This is a genomic window from Streptomyces sp. NBC_01166, from assembly GCF_045039765.1.
Classification (GTDB): Bacteria; Actinomycetota; Actinomycetes; order Streptomycetales; family Streptomycetaceae; genus Streptomyces.
Genome location: NZ_CP108613.1, coordinates 7,846,038 through 7,863,190, shown reverse-complemented (window position 1 = coordinate 7,863,190; position 17,153 = coordinate 7,846,038). Strand labels below are relative to the sequence as shown.

Below are 17,153 nucleotides of genomic sequence, written 5' to 3'. Positions count from 1 at the left end.
CAGGCGGGAGCGAGGCGCCAGGGGCCTCTTCGGGAAAGGACGTTCACGATGACCACTGCGACAACCGATGAGCGGGACCTCGCCCAGCTGCAGCGAGAACACGGCCCCGCTCTGTTCCACTTCCTGCTGGGCCTGACGTTCGGCGACCGGCAGCGGGCGGAGGATCTCCTTCAGGAGACGCTGGTACGTGCCTGGCAGCATCCTGAGGCGTTCGACGCTCCCTACGACTCGATGCGCCCGTGGCTCTTCACCGTCGCGCGGCGGCTGGCCATCGACGCCCGCAGGTCCCGCCAGGCCCGTCCGACGGAGGTCAGCGACGCGGTCCTGGAGAGCGCCCCCGCCCGGGACGACACCGCGGACTCCGCGGTCCACGCCCTCGACGTGCGCGAGGCCGTGAGCACACTCAGCCCCGAGCACCGGGCCGTGCTCGTGCAGATCTACTTCCGGGGGCTCAGCGTGGGCGAGACCGCGCAGGCCCTCGGGATACCCGCGGGTACCGTCAAGTCCCGCTCGTACTACGCGCTGCGGCTGCTCAGCCGCAATCTGCCCGGCTACTCCAGCAGATCCTCCACGTTGAGCAGCGCGAGCAGGGACACGGCCTCCACGGCCTCCACATAGGCAGCCGCGCATGCCGCGCACCGCTGCAGGTGCCGGGCGACCTCACCGCTCTCGTCCGCTTCCAGGGCATCGAGCACATAGGCGCCCAGCAACTGCCGCACATGCGGGCCGTCGCCGCGATCGGCGGTCATGGCACCTCGAATCTCCCGACGGATCCTGCCCTTCTGCCCACGCGGGGCGCGTGCCCCCGGTTCAATGCTGCGTGTAGCCCGGTACAGAGTCGACGAAAGAGGCGAGACGGGATGCGTCCCGAACACCACGAGGGGACCGGCGGGGGCGGGCTGCTGGTCCCGATGGCCTGGATGTACTCCGAGTACATCGCTGACGAGGTCCTGGAGACCGGCGACCTGATGGAGCCGACGACCCTGGAGTACCGTGCGGGCCGCGACGCGCTCGCCCTGACGATCTTCCTCTCCGACGGGGCGGGCGCGGACGAGCTCCCCGCGGCGCGGGTGGACGAGCTCCGGCTGCTCACGGCGTACGGCGCCTCCTGGAGACGCTGGGTCTGCGCGCGCCTGGAGGCGCTGGAGCGGCCGACCGCCCCGGCCGGGGTGGCGGAACCCGACCTCGCGCTGGCACGGGCCGCCTGGCGCTGGCTGGAGGAGACCGAGCTGCTGGCGGCCGACCTCGACGCGATCGGTCCGCCGCCGTGGGATCCGGCGGACGTCGGCGGCGAGGGGGGCGAGGACGCCGAGACCCGGGTGTGGACGCCGGCATGGCAGCTGGGGCTGCCGCTGGGTCATCTGGCGGTCCATCTGTACTGAGCGGCCTGCGGACAGCCCGGTCATGAACCGTGGACGCCCGCACGGTACTTGGGCAGCCTCAGAGTGATCTTCATGCCCGCTCCGACTCCCGTCTCGATGACGAGGCCGTAGTCGTCCCCGTACACCTGGCGCAGCCGTTCGTCCACGTTGAGCAGACCTATGCCGGTGGAGGTGCCGCCCTCGCCGCGCAGGATCTGGCGCAGACGCTCCGGCTCCATCCCGGTGCCGTCGTCCTCGATGACGACCTCCGCTTCGGCGCCGGCGTCCAGTGCGCTGATCGTGATGCGGATCGGGGCGTCACCCGCGCGAACGGCGTCGAGGGGCCGGGAAGGAGTGACGGCGCCCTCCAGACCGTGCTTCACGGCGTTCTCGACCAGCGGCTGGAGACAGAGGAACGGCAGCGAGACGGGAAGGACCTCCGGGGCCACCTGGAGGGTCACGGAGAGCCGTTCACCGAAGCGCGCGCGCACCAGCGCCAGATACTGGTCGATGGAGTGGAGCTCGTCGGCCAGGGTGGTGAACTCACCGTGCCGGCGGAAGGAGTAGCGGGTGAAGTCGGCAAATTCCAGGAGGAGTTCACGCGCACGCTCGGGGTCGGTCCGGACGAACGAGGCGATCGCGGCCAGTGAGTTGAAGATGAAGTGCGGGGAGATCTGGGCCCGCAGCGCCTTGATCTCGGCCTCGATGAGCTGCGTGCGGGAGCGGTCGAGCTCGGCGAGTTCCAGCTGTACGCAGACCCAGCGGGCCACCTCCCCCGCGGCTCTGGCCAGGACCGCCGATTCGCGGGGTGCGTAGGCGACGAGGGTGCCGAGCACCCGGTGGTCGACCGTCAGCGGGACGGCGACGGCCCAGCGCAGCGGGCAGTCGAGGTCACCGCAGTCGCTGTGGAAGGCGGTGCCCCTGCCGCTGGCCAGCAGCCCCTCGACCTGGTGCATCACGTCCTTGCCGTGGTGGTCCCCCTCGCCGTCCCACACCAGCACACGGTCGCGGTTGGTGAGGCACAGGGCATCGGTGCCGAGCAGCGAGCGCAGTCCGCGCGCCGACCTGCGCGCACTCTCCTCGGTGAGCCCGGCGCGCAGCGGGGGCGCGGCGAGGGAGGCCGTGTGCAGGGTCTCGAAGGTGGCGTGCTCGACGGGCGTGCCCACATCGCTGGTGCGTACGGGACGGGCGGTGCGGCCCAGCAGGAAGCCGGTGGAGAACAGCAGAAGGACGAGCACGGTGATGACGGCGATCCCGGCCCCGGTCATCGCACCCGTCCCGAGGTCAGCGCTTCCGGGAGATGGAAGCGGGTCATGGCGGCGTTGGTGCCCGGCGGTATCCGTCCCGGAGTGGCCAGGGAGACCAGGATCATCGCGAGGAAGCCGACCGGCACGGACCAGACCGCCGGCCAGGCCAGCAGGGCGTGCGGCCAGCCCGGCGGGCGCACCGCGCCGCTGACGGTGATGGCCACGGACAGCAGCGCGGAGCCGCCGCCGAGCAGCAGTCCGGCGATCGCGCCGGGCGGGGTGAGCCGCCGCCACCAGATGCCGAGGACGAGCAGCGGGCAGAAGGACGAGGCGGAGACCGCGAAGGCCATGCCTACGGCGTCGGCCACCGGCACCCTGCTGACGACCAGTGAGCCGGCCAGGGGCACGGCGATGGCCAGGACGGTGGCCAGCCGGAAGTGCCGTACGCCCCGCGAGGGCAGGACGTCCTGGGTGATCACCCCGGCGACGGCCATGGTGAGCCCGGACGCCGTGGACAGGAACGCGGCGAACGCCCCGCCCGCGAGGAGCGCGCCGAGCAGATCGCCTCCGAGGCCGCCGATCACCCGGGCGGGCAGCAGCAGTACGGCCGCGTCGGCGTCGCCGCCGTGCATGAGTTCGGGCGCGTACAGGCGGCCCAGGGCCCCGTACACCGGGGGCAGCAGATAGAACAGGCCGACCAGGGCGAGCACGGCGACCGTCGTGCGGCGGGCGTCGCGGCCGTTGGGGCTGGTGTAGAAGCGGACCACCACATGGGGCAGGCCCATGGTGCCGAGGAACGTCGCCACGATCAGCCCGTATGTCGCGTAGAGCGGATGGTCGGCGCGGAAGACGGAGATCTGCTCGTCGAAGCTGACCCGGGGGCGGCCGTCACCCTGCCAGGCCAGCACCAGGAAGATCGCGGGCACCAGCAGCGCCGTGAGCTTCAGCCAGTACTGGAACACCTGCACGAAGGTGATGGAGCGCATGCCGCCCGCCGCGACGGCGACCACCACGACCGAGGCGACGAGCACGTCGCCGAGCCAGCCGGGCGCACCGGTGAGGATCTTCAGGGTGAGTCCGGCTCCCTGGAGCTGCGGCACGAGGTAGACCCATCCGGCACCGACGACGAACACGCTGACCAGTCGGCGCACCTGCCGGGATTCGAGCCGCCCCTCGGCGAAGTCGGGCAGGGTGTACGCCCCCGAGCGGCGCAGCGGAGCGGCGACGAAGACCAGCAGCACGAGGTATCCGGCGGTGTAACCGACCGGGTACCAGAGCATGTCGGGGCCATGCACCAGCACCAGACCGGCGATACCGAGGAAGGAAGCGGCGGACAGATACTCGCCGCTGATGGCAGCGGCGTTGAGCCTCGGCCGTACGGTGCGCGACGCGACGTAGAAGTCGGAGGTGGTGCGGGAGATCCGCAGCCCGAAACCGCCGACGAGGACAGTGGCCAGGACGACGAGGGCGACCGCCAGGACCGCTGCCGGGTGGCCGGGTGCGCTCACGGTGCGGGGAGGCCTTCCACGAGTCTGGCGAAGTCACGCTCGTTGCGCTCGGCCCTGCGCACGTACCACCAGGCGGCCAGGGTGAGCGGCGGATAGGTGGCGAAGCCGAGCACCGCCCAGACGAGGGCGTTGCTGTGCAGCGCCTCGAAGACCAGGGGCAGGGTTCCGGCGACCAGGGCGAGCACCGCGAAGGCGGTGAGTCCGGCACGGAGCTGGCTGCGCATCAGGGAGCGGACGTACGCGCCCCCGAGCGCGGTCTGCTCGTCGATCTCCGACTGGGCACGGTAGCGGGGCAGTGGACGCACCCGTCGGGGCTCGCCCATGACCACTTCGCGACGGGGCGTGCTCTCTGCGGACATGGGGCCGGAGTGTAGGCGGCGCAGGGCCCGGCTGGGAAGGGCCGCTCTCCCGGTCGAGCCAGGTCAGCGGCCGGTCTGCCGCATCAGGAGGTCGCGGAGGGCACGGGTGTGACGCCGGCTGACCGCGAGCTCGGCGCCCCTGATGCGGACGCTCATGCTGCCGGCGTCGAGCCTGAGTTCGTCGATCCGGTTCAGCGCCACGAGATGGCGGCGGTGAATGCGTACGAACCCCCGGGAGCGCCAGCGCTCCTCCAGGGTCGTGAGCGGTATCCGGACAAGATGGCTGCCGGTCGCGGTGTGCAGCCGGGCGTAGTCGCCCTGCGCCTCGGCGTACGCGATGTCGTCGACGGGTACGAACCGGATGACCCCGCCCAGTTCCACCGCGACCTGGTCGGCGGCCGCGTCGTGGACGGACGCGGAGCGCTCACCGACCTGCTCGGCCACGCGGCGGACCGCCTCGGCCAGCCGCTCCCGGCGGACGGGCTTGAGCACGTAGTCGACCGCCTTGAGGTCGAAGGCGTGTACGGCGAAGCCCTCGTGGGCGGTGACGAAGACGATGAGCGGCGGTGCGGCGAACCCGGCCAGGAGCTGGGCGACGTCGAGTCCGGTGAGCCCCGCCATGTGGATGTCCAGGAACACGACGTCGATCGCCGAGGGGTCCTCGGGTCCGGCGTCGACGGCGGCCCCGATACGGCGCAGCGCCTCGGTGGCACCGGTGGCTCCCTCGGCGCTCCGGATGCGGGGATCGGCGCGCAGGAGGTAGAGGAGTTCCTCCAGGGCGGGTTCTTCGTCGTCGACGGCGAGTACGCGCAGCATGAGGCCGGAGTTTAGGTGCTTCAAGGGTGAGATGGCGTGAGTGATTCACGGGTTCGTCACGTACCTGGGTGCATGCGCGCCATCGAACTCCACCGCGACGCCGGAGCCTACGCGCTCGGGGTGCTCGGGGCTGCCGACACCTGCCGTTTCGAGGAGCATCTGGCCGGGTGTTCCGCTTGTGCGGTCCAGGTGCGCGAGTTCGACGTGGTGGTGGCCCACTTGGCGGCGTACGCGCGCCGGCTTCCGCCCGGTCGCTGCTCCCCGCCGGGCCGGTGGCGGTGACCGGGCCGCTACTTGAGCAGGCGGGACAGCCTCCGGTCGGCGAGGGGCTTGCCCCCGGTCTGGCAGGTGGGGCAGTACTGCAGCGACGAGTCGCTGAACGACACCTCCAGCACGGTGTCGCCGCAGACGGGGCAGGGCTGCCCGGTGCGGCCGTGGACGCGCATGCTGCTCTTCTTCTCCGCCTTGAGCCGGCCCGCCGCGACGCCCCGGGAGCGCTCGACCGCCTCCTGGAGCGTGGTGCGCATCGCGTTGTACAGATGGGTGATGTCGTTCTCGCCGAGCGCGGTGGTGAGCTTGAACGGTGACATCTTCGCGACGTGCAGGATCTCGTCGCTGTAGGCGTTGCCGATGCCCGCGATCAGCGACTGGTCGCGCAGGGCCCCCTTGATCTGCCGGCGTGCCCCGCCGAGCACCATCGCGAACGCGTCCCGGTCGAAGGAGTCGGCCAGCGGGTCGGGCCCGAGGCGTGCCACCCCGGGCACGTCCGACGGGTCGCGCACCAGGTGGACGGCGAGGCGCTTGGTGGTGCCCATCTCGGTCAGGTCGAAGCCGTCGCCACCGGTGAGGACCGTCCGAAGGGCGAGCGGGCCCTTGCCGGGCCTTGGCGGGGTCGCGGGGAAGCTGTCCTTCCACTGCAGCCATCCGGCACGCGCGAGGTGGATGAGCAGATGGAGCTCTCCGGCCGTGATGTCGAGGAATTTGCCGTGCCGGGCCACGGACGTCACGGTGGCGCCTTCGAGGGCGGTGGGCGGCGGGTCGTACGTCTTCAGGACGCTGATCGCCAGCGGCAGGACGCGGGCGATCTCCTTGCCGACCAGATGGTCGTCGAGGAAGTCCCGCAGGGCTTCGACTTCCGGCAGTTCGGGCATGACTCCAGCCTGCCGCAACGGCCCCGCTAATGCCCGCCGGATGCGCGCCGTGTTCAGGCGGCGGGCGTTCGCAGCCCGTAGACCCGCCGAGCGGTGTCCGAGAGGACGGACCGCTGTCCGTCCTCCCCGAGCTGGCCGGTCAGCTCGCGTGCCACGTCCAGGACCTCGGTGTACCCGGCGGCGAGCCGGCACACGGGCCAGTCGGAGCCGAACATCAGCCGGCCGGGTCCGAAGGCCTCCATGACGGTGTCCGCGTAGGGGCGCAGATCCTCCACCGTCCAGGTCCGTGGGTCCGCCTCGGTGACCAGACCGGAGAGCTTGCAGACGGTGTTGGGCAACGCTGCCAGCGCCCGCAGGTCACCGGCCCAGGGGTGCGTCGTGCGCCGGACCACGGGCGGTTTGCCCGCGTGGTCGAGCACGAAGGTGAGCTCCGGCAGGAGGGCGGCCGCGCGGGTGGCGGCGGGCAGCTGGTGGGGCCGGACGATCAGGTCGTAGGCGAGTCCGGCGGCGCCGACGGCTCGCAGTCCGCGCAGGACGTCGGGGCGCAGCAGCCACTCGGGGTCGGGTTCGGCCTGGACCTGGTGGCGGATTCCGACGAGCCGGTCGCCGCCGGGCAGGGCGCGTAGTCCGGCGAGGGCGTCGGCGATGCCGGGCGCGGTGAGGTCGGTCCATCCGACGACGCCCGCGACGAGCGTGCTGTCGTGGGCGAGCGCGAGGAATTCGGGGGTCTCCTCGGCGACGGTGACCGTCTGGACGAGCACGGTGGCAACCACCCCGGCGGCGCGTGCCTCGGGCTCCAGGTCGGCGAGGGTGAAGGTGCGGCGGATGGGGGCGAGTTCCTCGCCGGTGATCCAGTCCTGGTCGCGTACCGCGAGGTCCCACACATGGTGGTGGGCGTCGATGACCGGCGGGGGCGTCATGTCACAGCAGCCCTTCCGCGCGCAGGTCGTCCCAGAGCGCGTCCGGAACCGGCGTGCGGAGCCGTGCCGCGGCGTCCCTCACCTCGTCCGGGGAGCGGGTGCCGACGAGGGCCCCCGCGACGGCCGGGTGGCCCAGCGAGTAGTGGAGGGCGGCGGCGCGCAGCGGAACACCGTGCGCTTCGGTGACGGCCCGGATGCGTACGGCGCGTTCGAGGAGGGGCGCGGGGGCCGCCGCGTAGTCGTACGTCGCGCCGGGGCGCGGGTCGACGAGCAGCCCGGAGTTGAACACACCTCCGACGACGACGCTGCGGCCCCGGGCCACGGCCTCCGGAAGCAGGGCGTCGAGGGCGCTGTGGTCGAGGAGGGTGAAGCGGCCGGCGCAGAGGACGGCGTCGACGTCGGTCTCGCGCAGGAAGCGGGTGAGCATCGCGGTCTGGTTCATGCCGGCCCCGATGGCGCCGACCATGCCCTCGTCGCGCAGCTTCTCCAGCGCCGGGTAGCCCTCGCGGAAGGCCGCCTCCCCGTGGTCGTCGGGGTCGTGCAGATACACGATGTCGACCCTGTCGAGGCCGAGGCGCTCGAGGCTGTCCTCGATGCTGCGGCGGATGCCGTCGGCGCTGAAGTCCCAGCGGCGCCGGTGGGTGTGCGGTACGGCGAATCCGTCGGAGAGCCCGCGATGGGCCGCCGTCCCGTCCGCGGGCAGCGGTTCGAGCAGGCGGCCCGCCTTCGTGGACACCGCGTACGCGTCCCGTGGCCGGTCGCGCAGAGCCTCACCGAGACGGCGTTCGGAGAGTCCGAGGCCGTAGTGCGGTGCGGTGTCGAAGTAGCGGATGCCCTCGTCCCACGCCGCGTCCACGGCGGCGGCGGCCTGCCCCGGATCGACCGCCGTGAAGAGATTACCGATGGCAGCCGCCCCGAAGGCGAGCTCGGTGATCTCGACCGCACTGCGTCCGAGTCTGATGCGCCGCATGGCCCTGCCGCCCCCGCCGGTGATCCCTGATGGTCCGTAGAGGAATATTCATCGGATCAATCCGCCGCGTCAACAGGGCCCGGGGGATCGGCTGTCAGGCCGGTGCGGGCACCGTGGGCACGAGTGAGTGCAGGTCGTGCAGTTCCTCGCGGACCGCGCAGGCGAGCCGGTCGAGATCGGGAAGCGCCTCCCCGTCGGCGACCAGTCCGACCTGCACCCCTCCGCCGTACGTGGTCAGGGCGACGGCCAGCGACTGTCCGCGGGCCAGTGGCGCCATGGGGTAGAGGGCGCGCAGCGGGCAGCCGCCGAGGGAGAGCGCCGAGCGGGGCAGGGGCACGCTGGTGACCAGGATGTCGAAGAGCATCCGGGCCGCGTTCCCCGCCAGCGGGGCTCCGAACCGGTGGGCCAGCGCGGGCAGCTGGTCGGCCAGTACGGCGACGGCGCCCGCCCCGCGCAGCGGTCCGGCCACCTTGTTGCGGTCCATCCCCGCGCGTACGAGGCGCAGCCTTTCCCGGGCGTCGGACTCGCCGACGGGCAGCCCGAGGAGGTAGGCGGAGAGTCTGTTGCCGGTGGCCGCCCCGCCGGGCCGGCGCCGGGAGACGGGGACGAGGGCACGCGGGTCGGCGCCCGGCAGCGGCTCGCCGCGTTCGAGCATCCAGCGACGCAGCGCACCGGCGACGACCGCGAGCAGGACGTCGTTGGCCGTGCCGCCCTCGGTGCGGCGGATACGCTGCACCGTCTCGGCGTCGAGGTCGGCGGTGGCCAGTCGGCGTGTGCCGCTGGAGCGTGCGGTGAGTGCCGTGCCGGCGCGCAGGTCGAGGCGGCTGGCGCGTACGACGGAGGCACCGACCCCCAGTGCCCGGCGCACGTCCCCGAGCCGGTCGATCGCCATGCCCGCGGCCTCGTACGGGCCGGGCAGCCAGGAGCGGGGCGGCACGGGTGTCCGGCGGCGCACCGCGCCACGGCCCGCGCCGGCGGAGGCGATCTGGTCGAAGATGCCGGCGCCGATGGCGACGGCCCGCATGCCGTCGGCGAGCGCGTGGTGCAGCTTCACGAGTACGGCGAACGGGCCGTCGCCCGGGTTTTCCAGGAGATACATCTGCCAGGGCGGCAGGCCCCGTCCGAGCGGCCGCTCCATGAGTTCACCGGCGAGCCGGGTCGCCTCCGCCATGAAGTCGCCCTCGGGGAGGACGACCCGCCTGACGTGCCGTTGCACGTCGAAGTCCTTGTCGGTGAACCAGGCCGCGCCGCCGACGGGCAGCAGGACGTCGCGTACGCGCATGCGCAGCCGGGGAATCGCGGCGGCGCGGGCTCCGAGCAGTTCGAGCAGGTCCTGCGGGGCGACGCCGGGTACCGGGTCGAAGACGGCGAGCGCGCCGAGGTGCATCGGATGGGCATCGGATTCGAGGTGCCAGAAAGCCAGATCAAGAGGTGCCAGGAGCTCGGTACTCAACGGGGCCTCGCGTCTTCGACAGCGGAACGGCGGGATCGCAGTCAATCCCGCAAGATCGGTTACGGTCAAGTATGGACATGTTACGTACTGTTACAGTCTTCCGCTGCCGCGGCAGTCGCGCTACCGGTGCTCCGGGATGACGAACTCGCACCACACGCACTTGCCGTTGCCACGGGACTCCACACCCCAGACATCGGCCAGCCGGTCGACGAGCATGAGTCCGCGGCCTGAGACCCCGGACTCCCCCGCGTCCCTGCGGCGCGGCAGTGCGCTGGAGCGGTCCTCGACGTCGACCCGGAGGCGGCGTTCGGGCCCGGTGAGCATCCGGATGGTGACGATGGCACCGCCGTCGGTGTGCATCAGGGCGTTGGTGATGAGCTCGTCGGCCGCGAGCTCGACCTCGTCCGCCCGGCCCTTGGCTCCCCAGGCGCGCACGGCGGCCCGGATCATGTGGCGGGCGGACGTCAGCGCCTCCGGGTCGTTCTGCGCGACGTGCTGCTGGAGCCGGCCGCCCGGGTGGGGCGCGTGGGCCGCGTCGCGGCGCAGCAGCAGCACCGCCATGTCGTCCTCGCCGCCGCGCTCGTCGACGACCTCGCAGAGCCGGTCGGCCAGCTTCTGGAGGTCCTGCGGACCGTCGCGGACCGTCGCGGCCAGCAGCCGCATGCCCTCGTCGAGGTCGGTGCCGGGCAGCTCGACCATTCCGTCGGTGTAGAGGATCAACGTCTGGCCCGGGTCCAGATCGACGGTGCTGACCGGGTATTCGAGCTGTCCGAACTCCGCGGAGAGGCCCAGCGGCATACCACCGTCGACGGGCAGTCTGCGGCAGCTCCCGTCGATGTCCCGCAGGGCCGGGTCCACGTGCCCGGCCCTGACCAGCTGCACCACTCCGGTGGTCAGGTCGGCCTCGGCGTAGGTGCAGGTCGCGAAGCGGTCGGTGTCGAGCTCGTGGAGGAAGACGGACGCGCGCGCCATGACCGTCGCCGGGCTGTGTCCCTCGGCCGCGTAGGCGCGCAGCACGATCCGGAGCTGCCCCATGACGGCCGCCGCGTGCGTGTCGTGCCCCTGTACGTCACCGATGACGGCGCCGACCCGGCCGCCGGGCAGCGAGATGATGTCGTACCAGTCACCACCGATGTCCCTGCCGAGCCGCGCCGAGCGGTAGCGCACGGCGACCTGGGCCCCCCGCACCTCGGGGATCCGGCGCGGCAGCATGGCCTGCTGGAGCCCTTCGGCGAGGTCGTGCTCCTGTTCGTAGAGCATCGCCCGCTGGAGGCTCTGGGCGATCGAACTGCCGAGAGCCACCAGCAGGTTTCGCTCGTCGCTGGTGAAGCCGGCCTTGTTGCCGTAGAGGAGCCCGAGTGCGCCGATCGGGCGAGCCTGGGCGATGAGCGGCATGTAGGCGGCGGCGGTGATGCCGAGATGGCTGATGTGAGGCCACAGGATCGGGTACGAGGTCGCGAAGTCCTCGGGTGTCTCGATGAAACGCGGTGTGAGCGTGCGGATCACTTCGCTCATCGGATAGGGCTCGTCGGTGCGCGTGTAGCGCGTGCCCTGCACGAACGCCCCCTCGGGGCCGTCCGCCACCAGATGGATACGCCCCGACTCGAGCAGCCCCATGACGAGGCTGGTGGCGCCGAGGTTGGCCAGGCCGCGGGAGCTCTTCAGCACGTCGGTGACGTCCTTGACCGTCCGGGCGTGCGCCAGGGCCGCCGTGGTGCCCTCGACCAGGCTCGTACGGCGCCGGCGCTCCTCGTCGACGGTCCGGCGGGCGGTGGACTCGGCCAGTTCCTGGGTGGCGTCACGGATGATCCCGATGATGCGGCGGGGCCGCCCGGTTCCGTCGCGGCGGATGAACCCCTGGGTGTGGGTCCAGCACAGGGAGCCGTCCCGCTGCGTCCTGCGGAAGTACGCGCCGTAGTTGCTGCGGCCGCTCTTGAGCGCCTGCGAGACCATCGCGTCGAGCCGGATCGCCTCGTCGGCCGGGACACGCTGCGCGAGCCCCGACGGACGGCCGTCGTACTCGTCGGGGCGCAGATCGAACACACCGAGGGCGGGCTCGTCCATGTGCATGAGGCCGCTGTCCAGATCCCAGTCGAAGCTGCCCATTCGGTTCAGGGCGAGGCTGAGATCCGGGTGGGCGGGCCAGTCGTCCGGGAGTGACAGGGCACCCGCTACCCGATCATCCATGTGCGCCACTCTGCCATTATTTGTCCGATTCCTCGACCGAACCGGCGCCTTGAACACGTTCAAGGCGACGCCTATGCTCGGCGTGACGCGAATTGAACACGTTCAATTCATGCTGGTCGTGGGTGTGGAGGGGGTGGGCGCGATGTCCGTACTGGTCGGGCTGATCGTGATGCTGGGCATGCTGGTGATCGTTCCGTTGGGTCTGGGGCTCCTCGGCGACCCCGCGCTACACCGGATACGGCGTCTGTGGCCTCTCTTCGCGGTGCCCGGAGCGGTGTCCCTGTGGCTGCCACGCGGCGGCGCCGCCACCGCGCTCGCCCTCTGCTACGCGCTGGGGACACTGCTCCTCGCCACCCAGGCGCCCCGCCGGCTCGCTCGCACACGCAGCGCACGTCCGGTGGAAGCCGCCCTGCTCACCGCGTTGGTCGCCCCTTCGGTCGCGGCGCTCGCCCTCGTCGCCGAGCGCTCCGGCCACGAACTGTTCGGCTTCGGGCTCGGCATCCTGGCGCTGACCGTGCCCCACTTCCACTTCGCCGGTTTCGCCGCCGCCCTCGTCGCCGGTCTCGCCTGCCGGGCGGAGGACGGCGCGGCGGGCCGGTTCGCCGCCCTGAGCGTGCCGCTCGGCACCCTCCTCGTCCTCGTCGGCTACTTCACCGGGGAGCTGACCGAGCTGGCCGGGGCCCTCGTGCTCACCGCCGGGATGTGGACGGTCGCCCTCCTGACCTGGCGCACGGCCCCTGTCGCGGGACGGGATCGTGTCACCCGCGCCCTGCTGGCCGTATCGGCCGGCGTACTCGCGGTCACCATGGTGCTGGCGCTGAGCTGGGCGCTCGGCGAGGCCACCGGGCTGCCGCACCCCACACTGACCTGGATGGCGGCCACGCACGGCCTCGGCAACGCACTGGGCTTCGCCCTCTGCGCGCTGCTCGCCCGGCGCCGGCTCCACGACCTCACCCACCCGGAAGGCAGAACCGCATGAGCACGCTCACGTATCCCGAGGTAGGAGCGACCCGGCTGGGACCGCTCCCGGACGGGTACAACCATCTGCACCACCGCGCAGCGGTCGGCAGGGGCCGTACGGACTTCGAGGCCGCGGGCGCCGCCGTCACCGAGTGGCGCGCGCACCGTGCCACTGGAGCCGGAGTGAACGCCTCCGCCGCACGGGCCGCCGCCGGGGTCACCGTCAAGGTGTCGGCGGGCATCGGGCCGCTCCGCCTCGCCGCCCCCTGCGAGATCGTCTGGGCCGTGTACGAGAAGGACCGCACCGGCTTCGGGTACGGGACCCTGACGGGGCATCCGGAGTGCGGGGAGGAGAGCTTCGTCGTGGAGCTGGCGGACGACGGGACGGTGTGGTTCACCGTCATGGCCTTCTCCCGGCCCGCCTCCTGGTACACCCGGCTGGCGGGCCCGCTCGTCCCCGTGGTTCAGCGGTGGTACGCCCGACGGCTCGCCTCCGTACTGCGCCGGGCCGCCGTGTCGGCCGCCTGACGGGCGGGGCACGCCGGATACTGGAAGCGATGGAATGGTTCACCGCAGACGGCTACTGGCTGAGCAGGCTGATCTTCCAGCGGGCGCTCGCCGGCGTCTACCTCGTCGCGTTCGTCGCCGCGGCGCTGCAGTTCCGGGCGCTGATCGGCTCCCGCGGCATGCTCCCGGCGCCCGACCTCCTGCGGCACACCTCGTGGCGGGCCGCGCCCGGCCTGTTCCGTCTGCACTACTCCGACCGCTTCTTCGCGCTGGTCGCCTGGGCGGGCGCCGCGGTGTCGCTCGCGCTCCTGGCCGGCCTGGACGCGTACCTCCCGCTGGGCGCGGCGATGGCCCTCTGGGCCGTGCCGTGGGTGCTGTACCTGTCGATCGTCCAGGTCGGCCAGGTCTGGTACGGCTTCGGCTGGGAGTCGCTCCTGCTGGAGACGGGCTTCCTCGCCGTGTTCCTCGGCAACGACTCGACGGCGGCCCCGGTGCTGGTGCTGTGGCTGCTGCGCTGGCTGCTCTTCCGGGTGGAGTTCGGCGCGGGGCTCATCAAGATGCGGGGGGACGAGTGCTGGCGGCGGCTGACCTGTCTGGACTTCCACCACGAGACCCAGCCGATGCCCGGACCGCTGAGCTGGTTCTTCCACCATCTCCCCAAGCCCGCACACCGGGTGGAGACCGCGGCGAACCATGTCACCCAGCTCGTGGTGCCCTTCCTGCTCTTCACCCCCCAGCCCGTGGCGAGCGCCGCGGCGGGGCTGATGGTGCTGACCCAGCTGTGGCTGGTGCTGTCGGGGAACTTCGCCTGGCTGAACTGGCTGACGATCGTCCTGGCCCTCGCGGCGGTCGACTGGTCGCTGATCGCCGGTCCGCCCCCCGTACAGCCGGAAGCGCCGCTCTGGTACGAGGTGGTGGTCATCCTCGTCACCGCCCTCGTCCTGGTCCTCAGCTACCGTCCGGCGCGCAATCTGCTCTCCCGCCGGCAGGCGATGAACCGCTCCTTCGACCCACTGCACCTGGTCAACACCTACGGAGCCTTCGGGAGCATCAGCAGGATGCGGCTCGAGGTGGTGTTCGAGGGCACCGACGAGGCGGTGATCCACGAGGGGACGCGCTGGCTGGAGTACGGCTTCCGGGGCAAGCCGGGCGATCCGCGCCGGCTGCCGCGCCAGTTCGCTCCGTACCATCTGCGGCTGGACTGGATGATGTGGTTCGCGGCGCTCTCCCCCGCCTATGCCCGCTCCTGGTTCGGCCCGTTCGTCGAACGGCTGCTGCGCGGAGACCGGGACACCCTGCGGCTGCTGGGCCACAACCCGTTCCCCGACGGGCCGCCGGCCCATATCCGGGCCAGGGTCTTCCACTACCGGTTCACGGACCGGCAGGAGCTGCGGGCCACCGGATGCTGGTGGGACCGGACCTATGTGCGGGACTTCATGAGACCGGTGGCCCGGCCCGTTCCGCTACGGCCGGGCGGACCCGGCCCCGAGCGCAGCCGGTGACAGCGGTTCATGCTTCTGCCCCCGCCCGGGGACGGGGGCAGAAGCATGAGGCGCTGCCCGAAGAGGGCCGGACGCGGGTCAGTCGATGCCGGGCAGGATGTGCGGCTCGGCCAGATCGTCCTCGTAGCCGGCCAGCCTGATCGGTGCCGACCTTGCCCAGACCTCGATGTTCCGGAGCTTCTCGGGCCGACGGGCCCGCTCTCCGGTCAGTTCGGACGGGCGCGTCTCGGTCTTCGTCATGTCAGGTGTCACCGCGGACTCCTTATGTGTCGCGTAACCCCGGGCGGTGGCGACGCTGCGGCTGTGAGAACCGTGTCGACCGCCCTCTGCGGGGCAGGGGCAGAAACAGTTCGGTCGCGGTGGCGCCGGTACGGGGTGGGACGGCGGACTGCTTACAGCCCTGTCCCAGGACGGCCGAGGAAGCTTCGTGGATCCCTTGGTGGCGTCCGTTCACCTCAGACTAACCAAATGAGCGCCGTCGCGCTCGACAGAACGTGTGGCCTGGGTCACTTTCAGCCAACAGAACGGCGGCGGCCCCGCTGTCCGCGGGGCCGCCGCCGTGCCACCTGTCATCGCAGGTGGCGGGAGGTGCTGAAGAGGTCGGAGGTACGGAGCCGTCTGAAGGTTGTCACCAGCCCGCGGGGGCGTAGTCCTTCAGGAAGCAGCCGTACAGCTCCTCGCCCTCCTCGCCGCGCACGATCGGGTCGTAGACCCGCGCGGCGCCGTCGACGAGGTCCAGAGGGGCGTGAAAACCCTCCTCCGCGAGGCGGATCTTGTCGGGGTGCGGCCGCTCGTCCGTGATCCAGCCGGTGTCGACAGCCGTCATGAGGATGTGATCCTTCTCGAACATCTCCTGGGCGCTGGTGCGGGTCAGCATGTTCAGTGCGGCCTTGGCCATGTTGGTGTGCGGGTGTCCCGCGCCCTTGTACCCGCGGCCGAACACACCCTCCATCGCGGAGACGTTGACCACGTAGGCGCGCTTCGCCTCGGTCCTGGCCATCGCGGGCCGGAGCCTGCTGATCAGGATGAACGGCGCCGTGGAGTTGCAGAGCTGGACCTCGAGGAGCTCGATCGGCTCCACCTCCTCGACGGTCTGGATCCAGCTGTTCGTGTCGTGCAGGTCCGGGACCAGGCCGCCCGCGTCGATCGCGGTGCCCGCGGCGATGCGGGCCGGCGAGGCGGATCCGGTGACCAGCGCCAGGTCGGTGACGTCCTGGGCGCTGAGCCCCTGGCCCTCCTTGCGAGCGGCCGGCAGCGCGGCCACCCGGTCGACGGTGCCGCTGCCGAACGTCCCGATGACCTCGGCGGCCGGCAGTACGCCCGCGGGCAGCGGTGCGGATTCCGCGCCCACCAGCTCGCTGTAGGCCTGCGGGGAGCGGCGGACCGTCTGTGCGGCGTTGTTGATCAGGATGTCGAGCGGCCCCTCGGCGGCGACCGAGTCGGCGAGCGCGACGACCTGCGCCGGATCGCGCAGGTCGATGCCGACGATCTTCAGACGGTGGATCCACTCGTCGCTGTCCGGCATCGCCTTGAAGCGGCGGATGGCGTCGTTGGGGAAGCGCGTGGTGATGGTGGTGTGGGCGCCGTCCCGCAGGAGCCGCAGCGCGATGTACATGCCGATCTTGGCACGGCCACCGGTGAGCAGGGCCCGGCGGCCGGTGAGGTCGGTGCGCGCCTCGCGCCGGCTGCGGTTCTCCTTCGCGCACTGCTGGCAGAGCTGGTGGTAGAAGGCGTCCACCTCGACGTACCGGGTCTTGCAGATGTAGCAGGACCTGGGGCGCTGGAGTATGCCCGCGATCTCGGCGGTGGCCGAGGAGGACGGGAGGACGCCCTGCGTCTCGTCGTCGATGCGCTCGGCCGAGCCGGTCGCCGTGGCTTCGGTGACGGCCTTGTCGTGCGCGGTCTTGGCCGCGCGGCGCTCCTGGCGGCGGCGCTGCTTCACGGTGCGGTAGATCCCCGCGGTGGCCCGGCGCACGGCGATGGCGTCGGGGTGGTCGACCTCGATGGTGTTCAGCTCGTCGAGCACGCCCAGGCAGACGGCCAGCCGCTCCGGGTCGATACCGGGACCGAACTCGTCGATCCCGGGAGCGAACTCCTGGCTGTCCTCTGTCACCGTCATTGCCGTTCCTCTGTCACTCGTCACTCATGCCGTTGTCGGGCTTCGGTGGGGAGTGGTCCGGCCGGGAGCCGGCGAGGGCAGGCGCGCACGGGC

At 71.8% G+C, this 17,153-nt stretch carries 18 protein-coding genes; 6 read left to right on the top strand and 12 right to left on the bottom strand.

Going from position 1 to position 17,153, the window contains the following annotated elements:
- Nucleotides 1–48: 48 nt before the first annotated feature.
- Complete coding sequence (locus OG379_RS35590) at nt 49–618, top strand: sigma-70 family RNA polymerase sigma factor (protein WP_405667324.1); 570 nt, start codon at nt 49–51, stop codon at nt 616–618.
- Here OG379_RS35590 and OG379_RS35585 read toward each other — a convergent pair.
- Complete coding sequence (locus OG379_RS35585) at nt 552–749, bottom strand: zf-HC2 domain-containing protein (RefSeq protein ID WP_405667323.1); 198 nt, start codon at nt 747–749, stop codon at nt 552–554. The genes OG379_RS35590 and OG379_RS35585 overlap by 67 nt on opposite strands.
- Before the next feature lie 111 nt (nt 750–860).
- On the opposite strand from OG379_RS35585, the gene OG379_RS35580 reads away from it, so the two are divergent.
- Nucleotides 861–1,382: a hypothetical protein gene (locus OG379_RS35580; RefSeq protein WP_405667322.1), complete on the top strand. Its 522-nt coding sequence runs from the start codon at nt 861–863 to the stop codon at nt 1,380–1,382.
- Between the two features lie 20 nt (nt 1,383–1,402).
- Here the strand turns inward: OG379_RS35580 and OG379_RS35575 are convergent, their stop codons facing one another.
- From OG379_RS35575 to OG379_RS35560, 4 genes are all read right to left on the bottom strand, one after another.
- Nucleotides 1,403–2,629, bottom strand: coding sequence for a sensor histidine kinase (locus tag OG379_RS35575; protein ID WP_405667320.1), 1,227 nt, complete (start codon nt 2,627–2,629; stop codon nt 1,403–1,405).
- Nucleotides 2,626–4,116, bottom strand: a complete 1,491-nt coding sequence (locus OG379_RS35570; RefSeq protein WP_393759915.1) for a cation acetate symporter — start codon at nt 4,114–4,116, stop codon at nt 2,626–2,628. The genes OG379_RS35575 and OG379_RS35570 overlap by 4 nt, the downstream gene beginning before the upstream one ends.
- Entirely contained in the window at nt 4,113–4,475 is a 363-nt protein-coding gene (locus OG379_RS35565; RefSeq protein ID WP_104783032.1) for a hypothetical protein, read from the bottom strand. The genes OG379_RS35570 and OG379_RS35565 overlap by 4 nt, the downstream gene beginning before the upstream one ends.
- A 63-nt stretch (nt 4,476–4,538) precedes the next feature.
- A complete protein-coding gene (locus OG379_RS35560; RefSeq protein ID WP_405667319.1) occupies nt 4,539–5,291 on the bottom strand; it encodes a LytR/AlgR family response regulator transcription factor in 753 nt (250 codons plus the stop codon).
- A gap of 72 nt (nt 5,292–5,363) precedes the next feature.
- On the opposite strand from OG379_RS35560, the gene OG379_RS35555 reads away from it, so the two are divergent.
- Nucleotides 5,364–5,573: a zf-HC2 domain-containing protein gene (locus OG379_RS35555; RefSeq protein ID WP_405667318.1), complete on the top strand. Its 210-nt coding sequence runs from the start codon at nt 5,364–5,366 to the stop codon at nt 5,571–5,573.
- A gap of 8 nt (nt 5,574–5,581) precedes the next feature.
- On the opposite strand, the gene OG379_RS35550 is transcribed toward OG379_RS35555, so the two are convergent.
- From OG379_RS35550 to OG379_RS35530, 5 genes are all read right to left on the bottom strand, one after another.
- Nucleotides 5,582–6,442, bottom strand: coding sequence for an Fpg/Nei family DNA glycosylase (locus OG379_RS35550; RefSeq protein WP_405667317.1), 861 nt, complete (start codon nt 6,440–6,442; stop codon nt 5,582–5,584).
- A 53-nt stretch (nt 6,443–6,495) separates the two neighbouring features.
- Nucleotides 6,496–7,362 carry an amidohydrolase family protein gene (locus OG379_RS35545; protein ID WP_405667316.1) on the bottom strand — a complete coding sequence of 289 codons (867 nt, stop codon included), beginning with the start codon at nt 7,360–7,362 and terminating at the stop codon, nt 6,496–6,498.
- A 1-nt stretch (nt 7,363) separates the two neighbouring features.
- On the bottom strand, nt 7,364–8,332 hold the full coding sequence (locus tag OG379_RS35540) for an aldo/keto reductase (RefSeq protein ID WP_405667315.1): 969 nt from the start codon (nt 8,330–8,332) through the stop codon (nt 7,364–7,366).
- Nucleotides 8,333–8,426: 94 nt separating this feature from the next.
- Nucleotides 8,427–9,785 (bottom strand): wax ester/triacylglycerol synthase family O-acyltransferase, encoded by a 1,359-nt coding sequence (locus OG379_RS35535; protein ID WP_405667314.1) that lies wholly within the window; start codon nt 9,783–9,785, stop codon nt 8,427–8,429.
- A gap of 120 nt (nt 9,786–9,905) precedes the next feature.
- On the bottom strand, nt 9,906–11,972 hold the full coding sequence (locus OG379_RS35530) for a SpoIIE family protein phosphatase (RefSeq protein ID WP_405667313.1): 2,067 nt from the start codon (nt 11,970–11,972) through the stop codon (nt 9,906–9,908).
- Nucleotides 11,973–12,114: 142 nt separating this feature from the next.
- Between OG379_RS35530 and OG379_RS35525 the strand changes: the two genes are divergently transcribed.
- The 3 genes from OG379_RS35525 to OG379_RS35515 are packed head-to-tail and all read left to right on the top strand — an operon-like array spanning nt 12,115 to nt 14,941.
- Complete coding sequence (locus OG379_RS35525; RefSeq protein ID WP_405668768.1) at nt 12,115–12,951, top strand: YndJ family protein; 837 nt, start codon at nt 12,115–12,117, stop codon at nt 12,949–12,951.
- Nucleotides 12,948–13,460 carry a DUF1990 family protein gene (locus OG379_RS35520; protein ID WP_405667311.1) on the top strand — a complete coding sequence of 171 codons (513 nt, stop codon included), beginning with the start codon at nt 12,948–12,950 and terminating at the stop codon, nt 13,458–13,460. The genes OG379_RS35525 and OG379_RS35520 overlap by 4 nt, the downstream gene beginning before the upstream one ends.
- 29 nt (nt 13,461–13,489) lie before the next feature.
- Complete coding sequence (locus OG379_RS35515) at nt 13,490–14,941, top strand: lipase maturation factor family protein (RefSeq protein WP_405667310.1); 1,452 nt, start codon at nt 13,490–13,492, stop codon at nt 14,939–14,941.
- A gap of 78 nt (nt 14,942–15,019) precedes the next feature.
- Here the strand turns inward: OG379_RS35515 and OG379_RS35510 are convergent, their stop codons facing one another.
- Nucleotides 15,020–15,193 carry a hypothetical protein gene (locus OG379_RS35510; protein ID WP_362939725.1) on the bottom strand — a complete coding sequence of 58 codons (174 nt, stop codon included), beginning with the start codon at nt 15,191–15,193 and terminating at the stop codon, nt 15,020–15,022.
- Nucleotides 15,194–15,569: 376 nt separating this feature from the next.
- Complete coding sequence (locus OG379_RS35505; protein ID WP_405667308.1) at nt 15,570–17,060, bottom strand: SDR family NAD(P)-dependent oxidoreductase; 1,491 nt, start codon at nt 17,058–17,060, stop codon at nt 15,570–15,572.
- Nucleotides 17,061–17,153: the final 93 nt, after the last annotated feature.

Bases quoted from the DNA above. Each gene is read 5' to 3' on its own strand.
- OG379_RS35540 (WP_405667315.1), bottom strand. From the start codon at position 8,332: ATGCGGCGCATCAGACTCGGACGCAGTGCGGTCGAGATCACCGAGCTC.
- OG379_RS35545 (WP_405667316.1), bottom strand. From the start codon at position 7,362: ATGACGCCCCCGCCGGTCATCGACGCCCACCACCATGTGTGGGACCTC.
- OG379_RS35515 (WP_405667310.1), top strand. From the start codon at position 13,490: ATGGAATGGTTCACCGCAGACGGCTACTGGCTGAGCAGGCTGATCTTC.
- OG379_RS35585 (WP_405667323.1), bottom strand. From the start codon at position 749: ATGACCGCCGATCGCGGCGACGGCCCGCATGTGCGGCAGTTGCTGGGC.
- OG379_RS35575 (WP_405667320.1), bottom strand. From the start codon at position 2,629: ATGACCGGGGCCGGGATCGCCGTCATCACCGTGCTCGTCCTTCTGCTG.
- OG379_RS35555 (WP_405667318.1), top strand. From the start codon at position 5,364: ATGCGCGCCATCGAACTCCACCGCGACGCCGGAGCCTACGCGCTCGGG.
- OG379_RS35565 (WP_104783032.1), bottom strand. From the start codon at position 4,475: ATGTCCGCAGAGAGCACGCCCCGTCGCGAAGTGGTCATGGGCGAGCCC.
- OG379_RS35525 (WP_405668768.1), top strand. From the start codon at position 12,115: ATGTCCGTACTGGTCGGGCTGATCGTGATGCTGGGCATGCTGGTGATC.
- OG379_RS35580 (WP_405667322.1), top strand. From the start codon at position 861: ATGCGTCCCGAACACCACGAGGGGACCGGCGGGGGCGGGCTGCTGGTC.
- OG379_RS35550 (WP_405667317.1), bottom strand. From the start codon at position 6,442: ATGCCCGAACTGCCGGAAGTCGAAGCCCTGCGGGACTTCCTCGACGAC.
- OG379_RS35530 (WP_405667313.1), bottom strand. From the start codon at position 11,972: ATGGATGATCGGGTAGCGGGTGCCCTGTCACTCCCGGACGACTGGCCC.
- OG379_RS35560 (WP_405667319.1), bottom strand. From the start codon at position 5,291: ATGCTGCGCGTACTCGCCGTCGACGACGAAGAACCCGCCCTGGAGGAA.
- OG379_RS35590 (WP_405667324.1), top strand. From the start codon at position 49: ATGACCACTGCGACAACCGATGAGCGGGACCTCGCCCAGCTGCAGCGA.
- OG379_RS35505 (WP_405667308.1), bottom strand. From the start codon at position 17,060: ATGACGGTGACAGAGGACAGCCAGGAGTTCGCTCCCGGGATCGACGAG.
- OG379_RS35520 (WP_405667311.1), top strand. From the start codon at position 12,948: ATGAGCACGCTCACGTATCCCGAGGTAGGAGCGACCCGGCTGGGACCG.